The organism is Paenibacillus algorifonticola (assembly GCF_050481745.1).
Lineage (GTDB): Bacteria > Bacillota > Bacilli > Paenibacillales > Paenibacillaceae > Pristimantibacillus > Pristimantibacillus algorifonticola_A.
The window spans coordinates 25,528-45,726 of sequence record NZ_JBCNGR010000008.1 but is presented as its reverse complement, the minus strand read 5'-3'; the positions used below and the strand labels follow the sequence as shown (position 1 = coordinate 45,726).

Sequence of the window (20,199 nt, the reverse complement as noted above, 5' to 3'; positions counted from 1 at the left end):
TGAGGATTGGGAAAAAAACAATGCCTATGTTATAATAGTTTAAATATTTTGACGTCTATTGAACAGTGAAGGCTGCTGTTCGCGAAAGCGAGGAAGTACTGTGCTGCTTGAACATATAAACGGGCCTCAGGATTTAAAAGGGTTATCCAAGAAAGAGCTGGAGCAGCTTGCAAGCGAAGTGCGCCAGTTTCTCATTGAGAAGCTTTCCGTTACGGGTGGTCACCTTGCTTCCAATCTGGGAGTTGTGGAGCTAACGCTCGTTCTGCATTATTTATTTGACAGCCCGAATGACAAATTTGTATTTGATGTAGGCCATCAATCTTATGTGCATAAAATTTTAACAGGGCGCATGGATCGCTTCGATTCGCTGCGTCAATATAAAGGCATGTGCGGATTTGTGAAACGCGACGAAAGCGAGCACGATGTTTGGGAAGCCGGACATAGCAGCACATCGCTGTCTGCAGCAATCGGCATGGCGATGGCGCGAGATTTTAAAGGCGAAGACAATCGTGTCGTAGCCGTCATTGGCGACGGAGCATTGACTGGTGGGATGGCCTTCGAGGCGCTTAATCATATCGGCCATGAAAAGAAGAAAATGATTGTCGTGCTGAACGACAATGAAATGTCCATTGCGCCGAATGTCGGCGCGATGCATCAATATTTGGGCAAAATCCGCTCAGACCGCCATTACCAGAAAGCGAAGGAAGAGCTGCAGCATTTCTTGAACAAAATTCCTGCTGTCGGCGGCAAGCTGGCCAAGACGGCAGAAAAGTTTAAAGACAGCCTGAAATATTTGCTCGTAACAGGCATTCTTTTTGAACAATTCGGTCTCACTTATTTAGGACCGGTTGACGGGCATGATATGGAGCAGCTGCTTGATATTTTTCGTCAGGCTGATTCAGTTCCGGGTCCTGTTCTTGTGCATGTCGTGACGGTGAAGGGGAAAGGCTACTCTCCTGCTGAAGCAGATTCCCATAAATGGCATGGCATCTCCCCCTACAAAATCGAATCGGGTCAGGTCGTTAAGGCCGTTGGCTCGCCTATGTATACGCAAGTATTTGGCGATGTGCTTATTGAACTCGCAGAGAAGGATAAGCGTATCGTTGCGGTTACACCTGCTATGCCGGGTGGATCGGGGTTAATGGAATTCGCAGCGCGTTTTCCAGGCCGCATGATTGACGTCGGTATCGCCGAGCAGCATGCAGCGACGATGTCTGCGGCACTTGCGATCGAAGGAATGAAGCCGGTATTTGCTGTTTATTCTACCTTCTTGCAAAGAGCCTATGATCAGGTTGTGCATGATATTTGCCGCCAGAATCTGAATGTTATTTTTGCTATCGACCGTGCAGGCTTTGTAGGTCCCGATGGAGAAACCCATCATGGCGTGTATGATATTCCATTTCTGCGCCATGTGCCGAATCTGGTCTTAATGATGCCTAAGGATGAAAATGAGCTTCGCCGGATGATGAAGACGGCGGTTGATTATAATGATGGTCCGATTGCAGTCCGTTATCCGCGGATCAATGGGCTTGGCGTAACGATTGATGCTGAACTGCTGCCGCTGCCTATAGGATCATGGGAAACGGTTCGCGAAGGCGATTCAGCTGTTATTATAGCCATTGGCCCGATGCTACAAGTGGCTGAAGAAGCAGCGGAGCTGTTGAAGCGTGACGGCATGAATGTCCGCATAGTAAACGCCCGTTTTATTAAGCCGATGGATGAGAAAATGCTTCTTTCACTTGCTAATGAAGGTAAAAACATGATCGTGCTGGAAGAAGGAGCGGAGCTAGGCGGCTTGGGCAGTGCGATTCTTGAATTTTATTCGCTGCGCGGCATTTATGGCTTGCCGATTCGTATCGTTGGTATTCCGGACCAGTTTATTGAACATGGTTCCATTAAAGAACAGCGCGCTGAAGTTGGCCTGACGGGCGAACGGGTAGCGGCTGAGCTTAAAAACATGCATCCTCGCAGCAAAATGCGCGTAACCGGACAGCATTAGAAGGCTAGGTAGAAGAATGACGACACCTAAAGAACGAATAGATGTGCTGCTCGTCGAGCGCGGTTTTTATGAAAGCAGGGAGAAGGCGAAGAAAGCGCTAATGGCAGGCCTTGTTCTGGTGGATAACGAACCGATCGACAAGAGTGGTATGAAAGTTCCTCGCACGGCAGATATTAAAGTAAAAGGGGCTATTCATGCCTATGTCAGCCGTGGGGGCTTAAAGCTGGAGAAGGCAATTCGCGCTTTTGAGCTGGATCTCGTTGGACGCACCATGCTGGACATCGGTGCTTCGACAGGCGGATTTACAGATTGCGCTTTGCAAAATGGAGCAGAATACGTCTATGCCATTGACGTCGGCTATAATCAGCTGGATTGGTCGCTTCGCCAAGATCCACGCGTGAACGTCATGGAGCGCGTTAACTTCCGTTATATGAAGCCTGAGGAGCTGCTCGGTCCCAAGCCAACTTTTGCTACGATTGATGTTTCGTTCATCTCATTGAAGCTCATTTTGCCTGCATTAGCAGGATTGATTGATCCGGGCTCAGGCGTGATGGCGTTGATCAAGCCGCAATTTGAGGCAGGACGCGATAAAGTAGGGAAATCAGGTGTTATAAGGGATTCGAAGGTGCATGCAGAGGTGTTGCTCAATGTAACACAGGCTGCCGCTGAGATGGGGTATACGCTGCGTGATCTTTCCTTCTCTCCTATTACAGGTGGAGAAGGCAATATTGAATTTTTGGCTTACTGGATTTGGGATAACCAGCCTAATCAGCAGGTTCCGGATGATGCGGCAATTATGGAGCTCGTCAAGCAGGCGAGCGGCACCTTTTCCGCTGAAAAACAGTAGCAAGCTGCGAGGGGAATGCCTGCATCGCTAAGGCGATCAGGCGTTCCCCTATTTTTTGCTTTACAGAGTTGGGTCTTTTTTGATACACTGGACTCAACCAAACATGCGTTCGCTTTATAAACATTGACAGGAATATGCACCCCCCATCACGAACCATTACATATATGGATGTTTTGGATGGAGGGTTGCATATGGACAAATACGGTGACTGGTTAATTATGCTAGTTGCCTCAGCCTTGTTAATCCTGTGGTTGTTTCGATTGTTTCATCGCTGGCTGCATGAACCAGCCTCCTTCAACCGCTTGAAGCTTGGTAAAGGTGTCCCGCTTGATCCGAATGATGAGAACATTTTGTTTCTTGAGCAGAGTGGTTATCATGTCGTTTCAGGCAAACACCGAATTCCCATTCAGATTGATCTGGATGGCCAAGAACTGGACAGCCGTTTGTATATTGATTATATTGCAGAACTTGACGGAGAGTTATACGTCGTGAAGACTGCAAGGGATCGTATGCCGATGGATTGGACGGGAAGTGGAATAAGAGACAGGCTGCTTGTATACGCGTTGTTGCTGCCGAAATGCCAGGGCATCCTGTTTATTAATGTGAAGGAACGCTCCATTAGAAAAGTTGTTTTTCAGTTATAGAATAGCATGTTTGGGAGGCGCTTTATTTATGAAAGGGATACGTCAATTTAAAATCAAGGAAATTATTACGAATCAGGTTGTGGAGACGCAGGAGGAACTAGTTGAAGCGCTCCGTAATACCGGATTGCAGGTAACGCAAGCTACAGTATCACGTGATATTAAGGAGCTTATGCTCATTAAAGTTCCAGCAGAGGATGGCCGATACAGATATTCGTTGCCGCAGGAGAAACAACGAATCAATCCGATTCACAAGCTCAAACGGGCACTGCTCGATCACTTCGTGAATATCGATTTCACAGATAATCTTGTCGTAATGAAGTGTTTGCCGGGTACAGCCAATACGATCTGCGCGCTGCTGGACAATATGGAATGGCAGGAAGTAATGGGAACCATTTGCGGAGATGATACAATTCTGATTATTTGCCGCACGAAAGCTCAAAGCAATGAGGTTGTAGAAAGGTTGCTGGAGCTGTTGAACTAACACACCAATTTTAGGAGGCATCAGTTTATGTTGCGAGAGCTGTCCATTCGAAATTTAGCTGTAGTTGAGCAGGTGACGGTTTCGTTCCACCATGGCTTTCATGTTTTGACGGGGGAGACGGGAGCGGGTAAATCCATCATTATTGACGCGCTTAGCTTAATTGTTGGAGGACGGGGCTCCGCAGATATGGTCAGGTATGGCTGCCAGAAGGCGGAAATGGATGCGATGTTTGATTTGCCGCGGATGCATCCTGTTTGGCATGTGCTGGAGAGACTAGGAGTAGAGGCATCACATGACGAGATGCTCGTCATTCGTCGTGAGCTCACTTCCCAAGGCAAAAGCAGCAGCCGAGTGAATGGACAGCTTGTAACTATGACGATGCTTCGTGAAATTGGAGAATGCTTAGTAAATATTCATGGTCAGCATGAGCATCAGTCTTTACTGCGCACAGAGCGGCATTTGGAATGGCTTGACATGTTTGCAGGTGACCTGCTTATTGAGCGCAAGCAGACTTATAAATCGGTATATAAAGAGCTGCAGCAGGCAAGAGCGGCACTGCGTGAGCTTGAAGATTCAGCACGTCATAATGTGCAAATGCTGGACTTGTACCGTTTTCAAATCGAAGAAATTTCAAATGCCCAGCTTAAGGTTGGAGAGGATGAAAGCTTGGCTGAAGAGAAACGCAAGCTTCAATTCGCCAGCAAACGGATGGACAATGTAACCGAAGCATATTCTTTGCTGTATGGGGATGCTGGCTTGGATGCTTTAAACAAAGCGATTATTAAGCTTTCCGATATACAGACGTATGATCCCACTATTGTCGGGCCGATGCTTGAACAGCTTCAATCGGCATATTATCAAGCTGAGGATGCCGCTTTTCAACTTAGGGATTACAGAGATACCATTGAATCAGACCCGGAGCAGCTTGCGACTATCGAAGATCGTCTCGACCTCATTCATGGTTTGAAGCGCAAATATGGCGAGAGCATTGAGGATATTCTCATTTATTATAAAAGCATCGTCGTGGAACGCGACAAGATCGAAAACCGCGATGACTATTTAGAAAAGCTGCGTAATAGCGAAGCAACGTTGTATAAGTCAGCACTTGAACTTGCTGAGGAGCTTTCGAAGCTGCGCAATCATGCTTCAACACGATTGGCCGAGTCCATTGAGCGTGAGCTGCGTCAACTGCAAATGCCTAACACCATTTTTTCTGTGCAAATGGACAGAATCAAGCAGCACGATCAAAAGGAAGCCGCTGTTATGCTTAATAGCAATGGCTGTGACGAAGCGGTATTTATGCTGGCTCCGAACCCTGGAGAGCCGCTTAAGCCATTGAATAAAATTGCATCAGGCGGTGAGATGTCACGCGTTATGCTGGCTCTGAAAGCGATATTTGCTGAGCATGACCAAATTCCAGTGCTCGTATTTGACGAGGTGGATACAGGTGTTAGCGGACGTGCAGCTCAATCGATTGCGGAGAAGCTTTCCCAACTATCGCGTCGCTGCCAAATTTTCTCGATTACTCATTTACCGCAAGTAGCTTGTATGGCCGATCACCATTATGAAATCCGCAAGCAAGTCGTTAATCAGCGTACAGCGACCTCCATTAAAGAAATTATGAGCAATACCCGGATAGAGGAGCTGGCACGCATGCTGGGCGGCGTTGAAGTGACCGAGAAAACGAGACATCATGCACAAGAAATGCTTGATTTGGCATTGCGGCAGAAAGGAGCCTAATGGAGGACATTAAGGGAAGTTTTTTGTGGTCATAAAACGGTGGGGGCGGGGTAACTTAAAGGTACGCCAATGGCGATTAATCCTTTTCGTCATGCGATGGAATTACAGGGAGCGTGAAATCATTGAACTCCAGCAAGAGGAAGAGATGGTTCGGTCTGGTTCTCGTGATTTTGATTTGCATGGTAGGATTCTCCACACCGTTTCAGCACTTAGCCTCAATCCCGAATGAACTGCGTTTGTTCACAGGCCAATCGAAACGATTACAATATGGAGTTCCTGTTCATGCTCAAGTTACGGTGGACCCGCGTATGCTTCAAGTGAATGGCTCATCGACCCGGTCTTTATCAGTCAATTTGAACGAACCGCTATCCTTACATTCGCAGCAAAGCGGCGAGACGAGGATGAAAGTGAAATTATTCGGTAAAATTCCTTTCAAGACGGTGAAAGTCAATGTTGTGCCTGATTTAAAGGTCATTCCTGGTGGTCAAACCATTGGGGTCAAGGTGAAGTCAGCCGGAATTTTAGTCGTCGGTCATCATCAAGTGACTAATCAGAATGGAAGCAAACAATCTCCAGGTGAGCTCGCAGGATTGCGTTTGGGCGATTTGATCGTCAAGATCAATGGTCAAAAGGTTTCCGAAGTTAGGAAAGTTGCAGAGCTCGTTGATTATGCAGGCAACAATAGGAAAGCGCTTGATATTGTATATAAGCGTGGCGGACATTTAGGCAAAACCGTTTTGAATCCTTCTTATGATGCTGAGGATCGAACGTGGCGGCTAGGGCTTTATATACGCGATTCCGCTGCTGGTGTAGGCACTCTGACGTTTTATGCCCCTGATCAGGGCGTTTACGGTGCGCTTGGACATGTCATTACAGATATGGACACACAGACTGCTATAGAAGTTGGTGATGGCCAAATTCTACAATCCAGCGTAACGTCGATTAACAAAAGTCAAAATGGCGAGCCGGGCGAAAAAAGGGCCCATTTTGTGAAGGAAAGCAAAGTGCTAGGCAATGTGGAACGAAACACGCCATTTGGCATTTTTGGCAAAATGAATGAAAATCCTACCCACAGCTATAACAGCAGTGCTTTGCCGATTGCTTTTGCTGAAGAGGTAGCTGAAGGTCCCGCTCAAATTTATACCGTAGTAAACGGCCAAAAGGTTGAGAAATTTGATATTGAAATTGCTCATGTTATGAAGCAAAACAGTCCGGCAACTAAAGGAATGGTTATTAAAATAACGGACAAGCGTCTGCTTGATAAAACAGGTGGCATTGTACAAGGTATGTCGGGCAGCCCGATCATTCAAAATGGCAAGCTGGTTGGTGCGGTGACCCATGTGTTCGTAAATGACCCTACATCGGGTTATGGATGTTTCATCGAATGGATGCTTCAAGATGCAGGGGTGTTATTAAAATCTACATTGCAGCAAGGCAGTCAAACAGCAGCATAATAACAACCGCCAGCGGCAGTGAGCATATGCGCTGCAGGCGGTTGTTTTACTTTTGATGGACACCTTCTTTTGTCGAAACTCAGCGAAACGAAGCACTAATTGTAAATAAATAATCAGTATAACGGTATTGCGAAAAAAAATAAAGAAAAATAATTTTCGACAGAAGGAATTTATATCAGCGTGTCGAAAATGTTATTCAAGACAACTAGGGGAAGGTTCAGAGTGAAAAATGGATTATCATTTGAGGGAGGATAATATCTTGCAAAAAATTGATGTATTGTTGGCAGATGACAACAGAGAATTTACTAATTTGTTATCGGAATACATATCCGATCAAAGTGATATGAATGTAAGCGGTGTAGCGTATAACGGTGAAGAAGTGCTGAGGCACTTGGAAGAATCCCGTAAAATACCGGATGTACTCATTCTTGATATTATTATGCCTCATTTAGACGGACTTGGCGTTTTGGAGCGTTTGCGGGAAATGAACATCTCTCCAATGCCTAAAATCATTATGTTGACCGCCTTCGGTCAAGAAAACATTACACAAAAAGCAGTTCAATTGGGTGCTTCTTATTATATTCTTAAGCCATTTGATATGGATATTTTGGCTAACCGGATTCGCCAGTTGTTCGGAAACTCTTCGTACTCGGCATCATCTTCTTACAATTCGAGCTCATCAACAGTGAAATCGAATGTTGTTCCGCTTGCTAAAGGCAAAAATCTGGATGCCAATATTACAAGCATCATTCATGAAATTGGTGTGCCTGCTCATATTAAAGGCTACCAGTATTTGCGCGAAGCCATCACAATGGTGTATAACAATATCGAAATTTTGGGTGCGATTACAAAAACGTTATATCCAGCAATCGCGGAAAAATTCAAAACGACACCATCCCGCGTCGAACGGGCGATTCGCCATGCTATTGAAGTCGCTTGGACGCGCGGCAACATCGACAGCATTAGCCACCTGTTCGGCTATACGATCAACATCAGCAAGTCCAAGCCGACCAATAGCGAATTTATCGCGATGGTTGCTGATAAGCTGCGGATTGAGCATAAGGTGTCGTAAAACCGCGTCGTTACTGGCTTTTCGCTCTTTAAACGTTTGCTGACACGGTGAATTTGTGAACAAATCCGCGCAATCGTTCCAATAAACAATTTCGTAACCATTGCGATAAACTCGCACAGTTCCGAATAGTCAACGTAGTCATATATTACACGAAAATACGGATTTAATCTACTGACGATCAAGGCGACCGCTTACGGAGCTTATTCCGTGGTGCGGTCGCTTTCTTCATTTTTCCGTTACATAAACCGATAATATACGTATTACCTAAAAAGGGAATCGCAGGGGGATTGCGTGATGGAGTCGAAGAACGAAGTTAAAAGTGGAGACACTACGTCGAGCTGGGCGCAACGTAGCGCTTCGGAAATAGAGTCCGCAGAAGCTAAATCTGCGATAAATTTATACGGAGTTGCAGGTATAGTCATTATTATAACAGGTGTATTAATAGCGCTATTTTCGAGCATACCAACAGGTACTACGATATTCGCGCTAGGGTTTGTAGTAATGGGAATCGGTGAGATATTGCGTTACCTTAACAAACTGAGCAAAAGAACGTAGTAACACCAAACAGCGGTTATTCCTTACGGGGGGTGGCCGCTGTTTTTTTTTTATTTAGCGCTTAGCCGATCGGATACGCGAACAGTGCGGTAGGCTTGCGTTTAAGGGCGAGAGTAAACGCGGGATGCGATAATGTAAGAATCAGCAAATTAAGAAGATAACGCGAGCATAACGGAGTTGTGGATAACTTAGCTAAAATAATGTGTGCCGAAAAAAGTTGGGAATATCCCTTCTCACTAGGAAGATAACCGTAACGAGTACGGTGAAAGCCGTATAAAAACCGGTTATTAGCGTCATTAATTAATTTCCGCATCTTGAGGCAAATCGCTAATTGCGGTAGTTGCAGGAAATTCCTGACGAAAATATAATACGGAGGAGGCGGAACACAGGTGTGCATTACGAACAGCTAGACGAGCCGATCGCGACCTTCCTTAAAACGAAGGAACGCAATATGCGTGAGATCGTCGGCAAAGCGTATACGGAGTTGGGCCGCGAGTTGAAGGAAGCACAAGAAGCATTATCGAAGCACGGTAACGGTTGTTTCGAAAAATGGTGTGAGAGTATCGGATTCCAGCCGAGGCAATCCCGTCGCCTGATAGATAGATACGAACTGATTCGGACAAATTGTCCGCAACGCGAGCTACTAGAAGACCTACCCGTATCACTATCGTACGAAATCGCAGCTCCTTCCGCTGAAGCAACCGTCCCCAAGCGCCAGGCGAAAGCGGCCGTTCTCGCTGGCGATATTACGACGCTGAAAGAGTACCGCGAAATGGTCGCGAAGCTAGAAGCCGCCGACCAGCAACGCGCCGCACTCGCAGACGAGAAAGAAGTTTTACGCGATACAGTCGAAAGTCTAGCCGCAGCGCCGCCGCGTATTGTAGCTGATGCGGGAATGGCCGAACGCCTTAAACGTTACGAAGCGCAATTCGGAGATATTGATTAGTGCGCAAAAGTGAACTACATATCATGAAAATAATTAAAAGTCAAGAAAGATTCATCGCGGTGAAATGTTGTTGGCTATACTTAAAGTTATTATATATAATCAATCGTAGGTAATAGCGGTAAGAAGAAAGGACGTATATTTGAAGACTGGCGATGTAATTAATTTAATGCTTCAGTTCGGAATGTTCATCGTATTTCTGCTTACTCTAATCGTAGCAATTATTGATCTGGCGGTTTAATCTTAAATAGGAAAAAGCCCCGTTATCTTGGCGGATGGGGGCTTTACCTGAAATATTAGCTTACTACTAAATGTCTTACCGCTATTACCTACGAGTGATTAAAGTTAACTTTTATGTGCGCTATCCACTTTATGATAATACTTTAGAGCGCTTGTGTAAACAGAACGGATGGTTTTAGTTAACTTTTCTAACCGGATACGCAAGTCATTGACGGGTAAGGTTAACTTTTCGATCGCTTACTTTAGTCGCGTTAGCGGTGAGAATTTCGCATGCTGTTTTCGTATATGCTCATCGTCGGCTCGCGAATAACTTCGGGTAGTTTCAATGTCAGCATGCGCGACTATACGTTGGAGAGTCATTATGTCGCCGCCGTTAAGTAGATACATCGTACAAAAGTAAATGCGGAATTGGTGCGGACGCGATAGCTTAGGATCAACGCCTGCCTTGGCGGTATGCTCGCGCAGTCTTTTACGAAAATGATCAATCTTAAGGGGAAGGCCGTTCTTTGCTATAAAAAGATAATCGGACTCATAGTGTTCGCGGTTTATTTCGATAAGCTTATCGATCTCGGCCAGCGTCTCCGGTGATATAGGGACGCGACGACTCTTACGATTCTTATTCATAGATGCCGGTAAGTATATGGAGCAGGTTTCGTGATCTATCAAATCGGTATTGATTCGTAGGGCCTCGTTTATACGGAATCCACCGTCCACTAGAAGCAGCATTACAGTACGATCGCGGAAGCCTGCGTGGGTTGTAATATCCGGAGCTGCGAGAAGCTTCCGCACATCATTATCCGTAAAGGTCTGCCGTTCGTCTACGTCGACGCGCGGTTTTTTGATCGTTTTGACCGGATTAACTGTAATCATGCGTTCATTCGTCCAGAAAATAAACATCGTTTTCATCGTTTGTATTCGCGAAATAACGGTGTGCGTAGAAATTTTACTTCCTTTTACGAGTCTATGCGGTATGTCGCTAAACTTAATCTTATTGTGCATATAGTTGATGTATTGCCGCAGTAAAACGGAAGTTATTTCGTTAATGTACTGTATACTGGCATGTTCAATGCGTAGCCAGTCGCAAAAGTACGCCCAGTGACTTCGGTAATTTCTAAGCGTCTGGCCACGTAGTGCCTCCGCTTGTTTTGCGTTATAAAAAACGATGAACGCATCGTTTAAGCTATAAGTTGTAAGTTCCGAGATATCCCCGTTAGTAGTCATCTAAGTTACCTCGCCTATTTTAATATTCTCCACCGGTGAAAAGGACTTATGCGCGTCTCGTACTTCGCTGCTGAACAGATTAACGTACGTCAATACTTGGTCCATCGTACTGTGACCGAGAATAGATTGCAGCGCAAACAAATTCGCTTTGTTTTGAACGCTGAGTCGGGCGAACGTATGCCGCATTGTGTGTGGCGAGCAGCGGACGTTTGTTATTCCCGCTGTTTTACCGTGGGTTTGTATTTGTTCGTGGACGGCGCGCCGATCGATTGGTTTTTGATTTCCGCGCTTAGTGAAAAGGGTGCGATGAGGAACGTCGCCACGCCGATGAATGTACGTGATTAACTGCTGGCGCATTTTATCCTGGAAGTAGACGAAGCGCTCACGGGCTCCTTTGCCGTTTATCTTAATAGACATGACGCTCCAATCGATGTCATCGAGTGTAATCTCGCATAGTTCACGTACACGTATGCCCGTTTCTAGGAGAAGTAAGATCATAGTGTAATCACGTACGCCGCTGAACGTATTTAGCTTTGGCTGGCGGAAAAGGGCAAAGAGCTGCTCGTTCGTAAAAGTGTTAACTATGGTTCGTTTAACCTTAACCAGCGATATTTTTTTGAAGGGGCTTTCCGGTAAAAACTCTTCCTTTACGAGATAGTTAAACAAAGCACGGACGGCACGTAGTAGGCAGTTAATTGTTGTCGGCTTTAACTCTTCTTCTTCCATGAGGTAAAAGATAACGTTCTCCTTCAGGACACGATACGTTATCGCTGCCGGATCGGTCGGTAACTGTTGTATCTCTAAAGTATTACGCAGCTTCAGAAACTCGCGATAATAGAACTCCAACGTATGCTTACTTAAATTGGCATACTTTCTATCGCGTAGGAACAATCGAATAGCCTCTTCTAACGATAGCTCTCCCATTTAACCGCCTCCTCATATACTGTCCTCTCTGTATATATCGGCAAATCATCATAATACTTTAACGCGTTACTGTATTAACGAGAGATGCGCGCATTTATAACGCAGCTTTAACGCGGCCTTGACGCAAATTGACGCAGTTTAAAAACAGCAAAAAACCGCTCGTTTTTGTGAGCGGTTGAGGCCGAACGTATGTTAGTGACTTTCTGTTGCTTTTTCGTTTTCTTCGTTTGGAGTGAATATGATTAAATCTGACGGAAGCAGTCCGAGCTTACTACAAAGTGCGTCCAATGTTGGGAAATCAATACGAGTATTAGCATTTGCAGCGAGGGCTTTAATTGTGTTGCGGCTTATACCTGTTTTTTCTTCAATGTCTTTATGCGATAAGTGTCGTTCGCGCATTACTCTATCCAGTGTAAATTGTATCACAGTTATTCCTCCGAAATATAATTTAGTCAACTAGTTGACAAGTTAATAGGCGACGTAATATACTTTCGTTAGTTAGTCATCTTGTTAACTAGTTGACAAGTTCTTATGTATACTTCTAATACGAATATTGTATCAGATAGTTTCGTCAGGCTCAATTATAATCAGGGAGGTTTTATCCGTATGTCTAAACAACCGCAAACTACGCACCGTCTACGCTTCGTACTTCACACTGGCGGACTTATCTTCGCTTCCATTCTTGACCGTTCATCTCCGGCTTCATTCCTTTCTCAGCCCGCCTACTTCTTCCGTATCACCGGCATATCACCGCTCAAAACGATCGGCACTGTCCGCGTAACCGACGCGCAGCTCCGACAGCTCGGTTTTATTCCGCAGAAAGGAGGCGTTGCAATATGATTCTCGCTTATCCGAATATCAACGAAATCCCGACGCCAGTTCGACGCAGAAAAACGCGCCTTGTAATCCGTATTATTGCTGAACTCGCAGCTGAAATTGCCTTCGCTATTATCCGGAGGTGCTTTCCGTAATGACAAACCTCTTTAGTATCCGCGCTGTTTATCATGGTCCTGCGCATTGGCTGCGGGGAAAGCGACGCCTTATAGACGATACCGGCCTATTCGTTATGCACGAAGGCGAGCGCCGTTATCTGAAGGTGTTCCGATGAGGACGCGTCCCGATTACTGTAACGAGTGTCGCCATGCCGTCCAATTCCGTTATGTGAAACACGATGCTGATTCCGTTCACGCTCGCTGCGTTGAGTGTGGCGCGCTGTACGACCTCATTAACAACGGTCGCATACTCCGCGAGTTCCGTCCGTCGTTTACACGAAGACTGACGTACTATCTTCACAAAGAAAACGCATACGGGACGCAAAGACACGCATTTATGCGCGGCCATTCGACGGTACTACCGCCAGCTTCCCGCTACAAACGCTTGCTGGTGTATAAAGCTGCGATGAAAGAGAGGGCCGGCCTATGAAGCCCATCACCGTAATTAACGGACCATACAGCGAGGGCGGTTCCGTCAAAATAGAACGCGCCTATCTCGTTTCACCTTCGATTGCAATGTACGTTTCTGACGGTAACCTCTGGCTCGACCGCGTTATCCCCGTTCCAGGCCGTTTATATGAGACGTACGCCAGTGACGTGGGCATCATCTTAACGGAGGGAGTTAGCGGCGATGTTGGAGCGTTAATAACCGCTATGTACGCCGCTCTCCGCAGCATGGACGCGTTCGAGTTCGTAGTAACCGTTCTATTAGAAATCGGTATTGATCTCGATTGGATACCGTTACCGCCTGATGAGGCTCCAACGACAGGGGCCGAAACCTAGCGCTGCTTAATCGGCGCGATGGTCGCGGATCGTCGTTTCTGATGATTCCGTAAATTTAACCGCCCATCCAGGCGCTCTAACGTCTGAGTAGCGCTAACTGCTCGGAGAAGGATACGCGGCAACGTATCTGCTGTTCTAAAGTCCGTACCGGCTGCAACCGGATCGCTATGCGGGCCTCGTTTACGGCCGCCGCAGCTTGAATGAAATAGCGCCAACTATTTCGGCTACTCGGCGGCTCGTCGTTTCAAAGGTGCGCACCAACGTGCCTGTTTTACCTAGCCGCCGTCTCGTTCTTCTACGCCAATAGTCGAATGAGGCAGCGGTTAATTATTTTATAAGGAGCTGTTACGCGTATGAAGCAAATCCAGATTATTAATTACCTTGTAGAACCGTCTTTACCTGGTGGCTATGACCGTTGTGTGGAAAATGGGTTTCTGATTGCGTCGGATATAGCCGCTATCATTGAGCGTTACGCTCTGTCGTTTGTACGTGTCAAGCCTTCCGCTGAAGGCGTCGGTATGTACGAATATTGCTGCTATCTCTGCGAACTTGATGTCATTCTCGATACGGCCGACGAGCTTTCTAACTTGCCCGCCAATTTGCCGGACCTAATCGAGTGGATGACGTCTAAACAAGATCGGCCGCTCGCTGCCGCTGTGTGAGCCTTGGAGTGCGCCTGATTGCGGCTGTAACCGTGTCGGGCGCTTCCTTTTAATATTAATACGAACGTTTGTACGCATGGTTTCGAAATTTTTTAAATTATTTTCGAAACGGCAGCTTCGTCCAATTCTATCATTTTAAATGAGGGAATACCCTGCATTTAACGCAGGGAAGGCGAATACCTAGCGTTCACCCTCAATCACCACCGCGAAATTACGAAGAAAGAGAAGCAGGAAGCAGCGGTGCGTTTACGGAAAGCCGGAAAGAGCTATCGCATGATTGGCGAAATGATCGGCGTTCATGAGACAACGGTAATGCGCTGGGCAAGTTCCGGCAGTGTCGACGAGGAGAGCGTAATTCCACTTGATGCAACTGCAACAACTGGAAAAGTCGAAGGCAGCGACGGTAAGACGTACGAACCCGCGAAGCCAGCAGCCGAGACGCTAACGGACCGCGAGCAAACCGCCGTACGGTTACGTGACGAAGGCGCAACGTTGAAAGAGATAGCGCAGGCAATCGGAGTCAGTTCGCCTCAGACCGCCAGCAATACGTTACGGCGAGCGGAGGAGAAGCGGTTAGTAGCGGAAGCTGACGAAGAGGATGATAACCTGATACAAACAACGCTTGTACCAGGTCAGAGCGGCGCAGTTACGATCGGAGGCGGCGTTATTGATCCGAAAGTTTACGAGCTTATCGAGTATACGGCGCGGACGGCCGCAGCTTAGTCGCCTTCCTCGCGATAACCACGAGGTTTCATCATTGCAGCGTCGCTCTCCGAATACTTCACAAGCTGTAATAAGTCCGCAATGCTATCGACTTTCAAAGCGGTACCAATTCGTGCAATATGATCGAGATTTAAGCGGTCTACAAATCCTCTGCAAAGCTGGCTGATTGCTGCTTCACGTATCCCTGTCATCGCTGCGAGTTGTTTTTGATTGATTCCACGAGCTTTAATGTAGGCTCCGATTCGCAGTTCCGCAACAAGAGGCTGATTCTCGTACTCCGCCGCCTCTTCTGGCGACCCTTCCTGTAACGCACGCTCGATTGCTTCTTTACCTACGGCAGAAAATAGACTCTTTTTCATAATTCATTACTCCTTTTATCGTCGTTAATCGTAGTATAAGGTATTTTTCGTATTTTCGCAATTACGTATTGACGTAATTTTATGGATGCGGTATTATGAAGTTGTTCCGGATTACTTATATACGTAATTACGTAAACGAAGAACAGGCGCGAGGCTTTTCGCGTCTGAACGAAACTAAAACGCTGGCGAGCTTACGCGGGGAGGTAACTAAGTGATAAAAGGCGACCAAGTCATAGTACACGGAGACAGTACGATGCACGGTTCTGAAGGTGAAGTCGTCGAAGTTCTAGACGGATTCGTGCGCGTTAAGTTTGTTAATTGGTCAGGTTCGTATGTAGTTAAAATTTATGAGGGCTATGTCCGCCCTGCTTGCGCGAGGAGGTAATAAACATGCTGACAATACAAACCGACGATAACGGATTTAAGATAGCCGAACTATCTGCGGTAGGTGGAGGACGAGTAGTCATCTCTAATTACGGAAAGGAGTACGTTATCGATATTGGTTCCGTATCGTCTGTCAATCCTAACGGACTCGGGGGCAACGATTGGATTCGAAGCGTATCCGACATTAAACGTCACGTAAGAGACATCGAAAGTACACGCTGGCTCAGCGCAGAGGAGAAGCAATCTTGCATTGAATTTCTTAATAGCATCGCGAATTAATTATCGAAAGGAGCTGACGAAATGGGAATTAAAGTATGGATGACGCCTGCCGCTGCGGAACGTTATAACGAAGGAAGTAAGGAAGCTGCGTGGACCGTCGAAACGACCTTCGCAACAGTTGAAGTCACAGTTCACTTAACGGAGATGCATTGCTCGCTAGGGGACACGGTTCTTATTCAAAAACAACAGGTAACTCGCGTAAAATTACCGACCCTGACTATTACGAAGCTTAACCGCGCTGCCTTCCGCCGAGTCGCACTGAATCCGTTTATCGCGCCGCCTATCGCTATGTGCGGACTGATGACGTGGACTGGACGTAAGGCGAGCAGCGACGCATTGATCGTAGGAAAACCAGCGGAAGTCGTCGGAAGCCACCCGTATAACGGTGATACCGGAATAGTTCGCGGGATTGTAGACAGAGGGAACGCAAAATACGCAAAAGTTCAGTTTACCGGATATGGACGCGGTATGCGCATCGTAGAGATTGCGGTTGTTCATTTAATTCAAGCGAAAGGAACGTCCGTACGATGATCGAAGTAACGAAAACGACGCGCTGGTGCAGCGCTTGCCTTTGCGAAGAAGGTAACGCCAGCATTCGGGCGGGACAGGACGGTAGGGTGTCATTCCAAATGACTCCGTTATGCGTAAGCTGTCCATAATTACCCTCGACTAAAAGGCCGCCTCATAATCGTTTGCACTATTTGTATACTGCGCATATTTGCATAATTACCAGCGTCGCCCTTTCGCCTTCCTCCGCCACCAAAAACGCGCCATATACTTTTCGCCGTAGTTTCACCGTGATACAGCCGTTCTAACTACGTGAGGCTCCGTTAACACCAACGGACGCTCCGGACGCCTAAATCAACGTGAAAACGCGGTGAAAATGTAGGCACGCAATTAATGGCGGTAGGGCGGCGATGGGACGGCAGGAAATCGGAGCGCGCGGCGGACCATTTTCGGCTCTTATCTTTTATATTTTAAGCCCACGCGTCCCTCTATGTGTATATAAGCCCCGTATCGGATGTGTTTTATATCCGGTGCGGAACGAACTTAATAGAACGTAGTGATATTAAGTGAGTTAAAGTCTTTTAAGTTCTTAAAGATTAAAAAGATTTTAAAATAGCACGTAACGCGCCGGTTGTCAACGTTTATTTTAACTGGAAATTATCGCGCCGATTACGCGGTAAAAATTTGCACTATTTTGCATTTCGGTAAAGTCGCGTGTGCAATTCGCTGTTTTCCATCGACATATATTATAACGCGGAATTTTCCGCTTTACATAATTCACTCATGCGAAGAGGAGGCGGATATGTCTACTAGCACGCAGAAACGGACGGCACACGTATTTACAGCGGAATTGCCGGAGATCGAGGGCGAAATACGCGGATTCTTAACCGAAATCGACGCGGCAGAGGTGCGAGTTGGGCGTATAGCAGTCGAAATCGGGCGTAGACTTCATTTCGTTAAGGTGAACGGACTGATTCACGGTCAATGGGAGCCTTGGCTGCGCTCGGTCGGTCTTGTACCGGTAACGGCGCGTAAGTACGTGCAGGTTTACGAACGGTTTGGAAATCGCTCGACGTCTATCGATTTACCGATCGGTAAAATGTTCGAGCTGCTATCGTTGCCTGCCGAAACGGATTTAGACACGTTCATGGCGGAATTACACACTACCGCTTCGGGAGAAAAGCCGGTCGCGAACATGACGGTAAAGGAGCTGCGCGCGGTTGTTCGCCAAGAACGCGAGGCGGCCGGCCTCATAACCGCTAAACCGGAGGAACCGCCCAACGGCGCGGCTAGCTCGTCAGCATCGCGCGATCCCTTTGAGATATCCGGACTTTCTGAAGTGGAAGTGGAAACGCTAGAACGGCTCCCGCTCTGCGTTGCGCGCCGAGTAGTAGCGTTAGATCCTAGCGAGATAGTTGCGATGTTATCCGTAGCAGCCGCGTTGTCATCGGCGTTATTTTCGGAGAATTATCCGGATATTTTGAGCGGCCTACGGGCGGGGAAGTCGGCAGTCTCGATAGCGGCTAGCTATAAACAACCGCACAACCGCCAGTCATTCGGAGGCATTGCCGTCGATCCATACGAGGTATTCGACGTTTACGAGGGAGACAGTTATAGTGCGATTCGCGGAAAATACCGTTCGTGGATGAAGGTACTCCACCCGGACAGCGGTGGCTCGGACTTTCTTTTTAGGCTCGTAACGGAGGCTTGGCGAGAGTACCAACGCGAGGAAGCATAAACACGCGGCTACGGCTGCTTAACATAGATAAACCAATAAAATGAAGGAGAGATGCGAAGTGAATCAGTTGTTTAATTACGAGGGAGTTAACATAGGCTGTTTGACGCGAGAGGAAGAGTCGTGGTTCGTAGGAAAAGACGTATGCGAAGTATTGGACATTAAGAACACAAGCCAAGCGTTAAGCGGGTTAGATGATGACGAAAAGCTGCTATATACATTGCATATAGGAGGTCAGCAAAGAAATGTAATGCTCGTCAGTCTCTCCGGCTTGTACTCACTGGTATTTAAAAGCAGTAAGCCAAATGCAAAAGCCTTTAGACGATGGGTAACGCATGAAGTTCTTCCGTCCATTGATAAAACCGGCCGCTACGAAGTTGCTCCGGCTCCATCATATCAGATCGAGGACCCTATAGCGCGTGCGGAGCGCTGGATAGAAGAAGAGAAGGCGCGGGTGGCGCTACAATTGGAAACCGAGCAGCAAGCGTTAATTCTAGCGGAACAGGCTCCTAAAGTTTCGTACTACGATGAAATACTACGCTCGACAAATACGATGGTAGTGACTTTGATTGCGAAGGACTACGGTCTGAAGGGCGAAGAACTGAACGCGATACTAAAAGAGGCCGGTGTTCAACATAAGGTAGGCGGTCAGTGGGTGCTCAGACAGGCGTACGTAAGAGAAGGCTACGCCAGGTCTGACACCGGAATTAACCGCAACACGGGCTATGTTTTTACTAACACTAGATGGACGCAAAAAGGGAGGCTGTTCATACACGAGCTACTTACCAAACGGGGTATATCCCCAGGCGGCGAGCCTCGGTTGGGAGGAGTTAAGCGAAGAAGCCAGCGCAAAAAGCAGCAGCCAGGGGTTGTTGAACCTGTTGTTACGCTGAGGCTAACCCTTAATACGTAGTTAAAGGGTTGCCACTTTCTCAAAGAAAGTCATTGCGTTGAGCAAGCAGGCAACGCGGTAACAACAACGGTAATTAGCGCAATAGGCAAGCGTCTGATTCCGTTATTATCCGAATCTAATACGAAGGCGGCGGTTTAATGGGCGGTACAAACGTAGATTTAACGCAAGATACACGCAAATATCAACAAAAATACGCGCTTAATTCAGCGGACGGCGTTAAGGCGCTTCTACGCGATAGGCACCGTATAGCAGCGCGCAGATTCAAGGGAGACACGGCTGCGTCCGACATTATCATCGACCTTCACAGCGCGATTGAAAGCAGCGGCATGACCGATCGGCAAGCGGAAGCTATTGCGTTGGTTTACGGAAAGGACTTAACGCAGGCAGAAGCGGCGCGCGTTATGGGAATCGCGCAGAAGAACGTTAGCGAACACGTAGATGGCGCGGCAGAGAAAATAGCGGAAGTTTACATGCGTTGGAACTACGAGGAAATTACAATTGCGGCGTGACGCCAAAAGTCGTAACCAAGAACTTCCGCCGCTAAACAGGTCCGCAACATACCCTTCAATTCACACAGCGACAGCCTTGCGGGCGACCTCTACGAAAATAATTCGATAAAATATGAAAAAGCTCTTACGTTTGGGGGTATAATTTACACCTTCTCAAAGCTATATGTTATAGACGGAGTAAATAAAAATTTCGCCACTAAGGGGTATATTTTGCGCCTTTAGCTACCTATACG

General features: G+C 47.0%; 23 protein-coding genes. 18 read left to right on the top strand and 5 right to left on the bottom strand.

The window, feature by feature from the left end; all coding sequences use genetic code 11:
* Window positions 1–100 precede the first annotated feature (100 nt).
* From dxs to ABEW34_RS07705, 9 genes are all read left to right on the top strand, one after another.
* Window positions 101–1,999 carry a 1-deoxy-D-xylulose-5-phosphate synthase gene (gene dxs / locus ABEW34_RS07745; RefSeq protein WP_430156734.1) on the top strand — a complete coding sequence of 633 codons (1,899 nt, stop codon included), beginning with the start codon at window positions 101–103 and terminating at the stop codon, window positions 1,997–1,999.
* Window positions 2,000–2,015: 16 nt separating this feature from the next.
* Window positions 2,016–2,846 carry a TlyA family RNA methyltransferase gene (locus tag ABEW34_RS07740; protein WP_430156731.1) on the top strand — a complete coding sequence of 277 codons (831 nt, stop codon included), beginning with the start codon at window positions 2,016–2,018 and terminating at the stop codon, window positions 2,844–2,846.
* 191 nt (window positions 2,847–3,037) lie between these two features.
* The gene (locus ABEW34_RS07735; protein WP_430156729.1) at window positions 3,038–3,490 is read left to right on the top strand and encodes a hypothetical protein; all 453 of its coding nucleotides are present in this window, start codon (window positions 3,038–3,040) and stop codon (window positions 3,488–3,490) included.
* A 28-nt stretch (window positions 3,491–3,518) separates the two neighbouring features.
* The gene (gene ahrC / locus ABEW34_RS07730) at window positions 3,519–3,971 is read left to right on the top strand and encodes a transcriptional regulator AhrC/ArgR (RefSeq protein WP_046231955.1); all 453 of its coding nucleotides are present in this window, start codon (window positions 3,519–3,521) and stop codon (window positions 3,969–3,971) included.
* Between the two features lie 27 nt (window positions 3,972–3,998).
* Window positions 3,999–5,711, top strand: a complete 1,713-nt coding sequence (recN, locus tag ABEW34_RS07725; RefSeq protein ID WP_430156727.1) for a DNA repair protein RecN — start codon at window positions 3,999–4,001, stop codon at window positions 5,709–5,711.
* 122 nt (window positions 5,712–5,833) lie between these two features.
* Entirely contained in the window at window positions 5,834–7,165 is a 1,332-nt protein-coding gene (spoIVB, locus tag ABEW34_RS07720) for a SpoIVB peptidase (protein ID WP_430156725.1), read from the top strand.
* A 259-nt stretch (window positions 7,166–7,424) separates the two neighbouring features.
* Entirely contained in the window at window positions 7,425–8,237 is an 813-nt protein-coding gene (gene spo0A, locus ABEW34_RS07715) for a sporulation transcription factor Spo0A (RefSeq protein WP_056028967.1), read from the top strand.
* 946 nt (window positions 8,238–9,183) lie between these two features.
* A complete protein-coding gene (locus tag ABEW34_RS07710) occupies window positions 9,184–9,738 on the top strand; it encodes a hypothetical protein (RefSeq protein WP_430156722.1) in 555 nt (184 codons plus the stop codon).
* A 139-nt stretch (window positions 9,739–9,877) separates the two neighbouring features.
* Window positions 9,878–9,976, top strand: coding sequence for a putative holin-like toxin (locus ABEW34_RS07705; RefSeq protein WP_430156719.1), 99 nt, complete (start codon window positions 9,878–9,880; stop codon window positions 9,974–9,976).
* A 236-nt stretch (window positions 9,977–10,212) separates the two neighbouring features.
* Here ABEW34_RS07705 and ABEW34_RS07700 read toward each other — a convergent pair whose 3' ends face one another.
* From ABEW34_RS07700 to ABEW34_RS07690, 3 genes are all read right to left on the bottom strand, one after another.
* Window positions 10,213–11,196: a tyrosine-type recombinase/integrase gene (locus ABEW34_RS07700; protein WP_430156716.1), complete on the bottom strand. Its 984-nt coding sequence runs from the start codon at window positions 11,194–11,196 to the stop codon at window positions 10,213–10,215.
* Complete coding sequence (locus tag ABEW34_RS07695; protein ID WP_430156713.1) at window positions 11,197–12,120, bottom strand: tyrosine-type recombinase/integrase; 924 nt, start codon at window positions 12,118–12,120, stop codon at window positions 11,197–11,199.
* A gap of 192 nt (window positions 12,121–12,312) precedes the next feature.
* Window positions 12,313–12,546: a helix-turn-helix domain-containing protein gene (locus ABEW34_RS07690; RefSeq protein WP_430156711.1), complete on the bottom strand. Its 234-nt coding sequence runs from the start codon at window positions 12,544–12,546 to the stop codon at window positions 12,313–12,315.
* 180 nt (window positions 12,547–12,726) lie between these two features.
* Between ABEW34_RS07690 and ABEW34_RS07685 the strand changes: the two genes are divergently transcribed.
* Complete coding sequence (locus tag ABEW34_RS07685) at window positions 12,727–12,960, top strand: hypothetical protein (RefSeq protein ID WP_430156708.1); 234 nt, start codon at window positions 12,727–12,729, stop codon at window positions 12,958–12,960.
* A gap of 246 nt (window positions 12,961–13,206) precedes the next feature.
* Here ABEW34_RS07685 and ABEW34_RS07680 read toward each other — a convergent pair whose 3' ends face one another.
* Window positions 13,207–13,413, bottom strand: a complete 207-nt coding sequence (locus ABEW34_RS07680) for a hypothetical protein (protein WP_430156706.1) — start codon at window positions 13,411–13,413, stop codon at window positions 13,207–13,209.
* Between the two features lie 125 nt (window positions 13,414–13,538).
* On the opposite strand from ABEW34_RS07680, the gene ABEW34_RS07675 reads away from it, so the two are divergent.
* From ABEW34_RS07675 to ABEW34_RS07665, 3 genes are all read left to right on the top strand, one after another.
* Window positions 13,539–13,895 (top strand): hypothetical protein, encoded by a 357-nt coding sequence (locus ABEW34_RS07675; RefSeq protein WP_430156704.1) that lies wholly within the window; start codon window positions 13,539–13,541, stop codon window positions 13,893–13,895.
* Window positions 13,896–14,248: 353 nt separating this feature from the next.
* Window positions 14,249–14,557 (top strand): hypothetical protein, encoded by a 309-nt coding sequence (locus tag ABEW34_RS07670; RefSeq protein WP_430156701.1) that lies wholly within the window; start codon window positions 14,249–14,251, stop codon window positions 14,555–14,557.
* Between the two features lie 240 nt (window positions 14,558–14,797).
* Entirely contained in the window at window positions 14,798–15,280 is a 483-nt protein-coding gene (locus ABEW34_RS07665; RefSeq protein ID WP_430156698.1) for a hypothetical protein, read from the top strand.
* Here ABEW34_RS07665 and ABEW34_RS07660 read toward each other — a convergent pair.
* Window positions 15,277–15,639, bottom strand: a complete 363-nt coding sequence (locus ABEW34_RS07660) for a helix-turn-helix domain-containing protein (protein ID WP_430156695.1) — start codon at window positions 15,637–15,639, stop codon at window positions 15,277–15,279. The genes ABEW34_RS07665 and ABEW34_RS07660 overlap by 4 nt on opposite strands.
* A 390-nt stretch (window positions 15,640–16,029) precedes the next feature.
* On the opposite strand from ABEW34_RS07660, the gene ABEW34_RS07655 reads away from it, so the two are divergent.
* From ABEW34_RS07655 to ABEW34_RS07635, 5 genes are all read left to right on the top strand, one after another.
* Entirely contained in the window at window positions 16,030–16,302 is a 273-nt protein-coding gene (locus ABEW34_RS07655) for a hypothetical protein (RefSeq protein ID WP_430156693.1), read from the top strand.
* A 21-nt stretch (window positions 16,303–16,323) separates the two neighbouring features.
* Window positions 16,324–16,833, top strand: a complete 510-nt coding sequence (locus ABEW34_RS07650) for a hypothetical protein (RefSeq protein ID WP_430156690.1) — start codon at window positions 16,324–16,326, stop codon at window positions 16,831–16,833.
* Between the two features lie 778 nt (window positions 16,834–17,611).
* On the top strand, window positions 17,612–18,547 hold the full coding sequence (locus ABEW34_RS07645) for a DUF3102 domain-containing protein (RefSeq protein WP_430156687.1): 936 nt from the start codon (window positions 17,612–17,614) through the stop codon (window positions 18,545–18,547).
* A gap of 58 nt (window positions 18,548–18,605) precedes the next feature.
* On the top strand, window positions 18,606–19,457 hold the full coding sequence (locus ABEW34_RS07640; RefSeq protein ID WP_430156684.1) for a phage antirepressor KilAC domain-containing protein: 852 nt from the start codon (window positions 18,606–18,608) through the stop codon (window positions 19,455–19,457).
* A gap of 137 nt (window positions 19,458–19,594) precedes the next feature.
* Window positions 19,595–19,966 carry a sigma factor-like helix-turn-helix DNA-binding protein gene (locus ABEW34_RS07635; protein ID WP_430156682.1) on the top strand — a complete coding sequence of 124 codons (372 nt, stop codon included), beginning with the start codon at window positions 19,595–19,597 and terminating at the stop codon, window positions 19,964–19,966.
* Window positions 19,967–20,199: the final 233 nt, after the last annotated feature.

Coding starts and splice junctions, on each gene's coding strand:
- ABEW34_RS07735 (WP_430156729.1), top strand. CDS start 3,038: ATGGACAAATACGGTGACTGGTTAATTATGCTAGTTGCCTCAGCCTTG.
- recN (WP_430156727.1), top strand. CDS start 3,999: ATGTTGCGAGAGCTGTCCATTCGAAATTTAGCTGTAGTTGAGCAGGTG.
- ABEW34_RS07635 (WP_430156682.1), top strand. CDS start 19,595: ATGGGCGGTACAAACGTAGATTTAACGCAAGATACACGCAAATATCAA.
- ABEW34_RS07650 (WP_430156690.1), top strand. CDS start 16,324: ATGGGAATTAAAGTATGGATGACGCCTGCCGCTGCGGAACGTTATAAC.
- ahrC (WP_046231955.1), top strand. CDS start 3,519: ATGAAAGGGATACGTCAATTTAAAATCAAGGAAATTATTACGAATCAG.
- ABEW34_RS07700 (WP_430156716.1), bottom strand. CDS start 11,196: ATGACTACTAACGGGGATATCTCGGAACTTACAACTTATAGCTTAAAC.
- ABEW34_RS07675 (WP_430156704.1), top strand. CDS start 13,539: ATGAAGCCCATCACCGTAATTAACGGACCATACAGCGAGGGCGGTTCC.
- ABEW34_RS07645 (WP_430156687.1), top strand. CDS start 17,612: ATGTCTACTAGCACGCAGAAACGGACGGCACACGTATTTACAGCGGAA.
- ABEW34_RS07685 (WP_430156708.1), top strand. CDS start 12,727: ATGTCTAAACAACCGCAAACTACGCACCGTCTACGCTTCGTACTTCAC.
- ABEW34_RS07655 (WP_430156693.1), top strand. CDS start 16,030: ATGCTGACAATACAAACCGACGATAACGGATTTAAGATAGCCGAACTA.
- ABEW34_RS07670 (WP_430156701.1), top strand. CDS start 14,249: ATGAAGCAAATCCAGATTATTAATTACCTTGTAGAACCGTCTTTACCT.
- ABEW34_RS07740 (WP_430156731.1), top strand. CDS start 2,016: ATGACGACACCTAAAGAACGAATAGATGTGCTGCTCGTCGAGCGCGGT.
- ABEW34_RS07695 (WP_430156713.1), bottom strand. CDS start 12,120: ATGGGAGAGCTATCGTTAGAAGAGGCTATTCGATTGTTCCTACGCGAT.
- ABEW34_RS07660 (WP_430156695.1), bottom strand. CDS start 15,639: ATGAAAAAGAGTCTATTTTCTGCCGTAGGTAAAGAAGCAATCGAGCGT.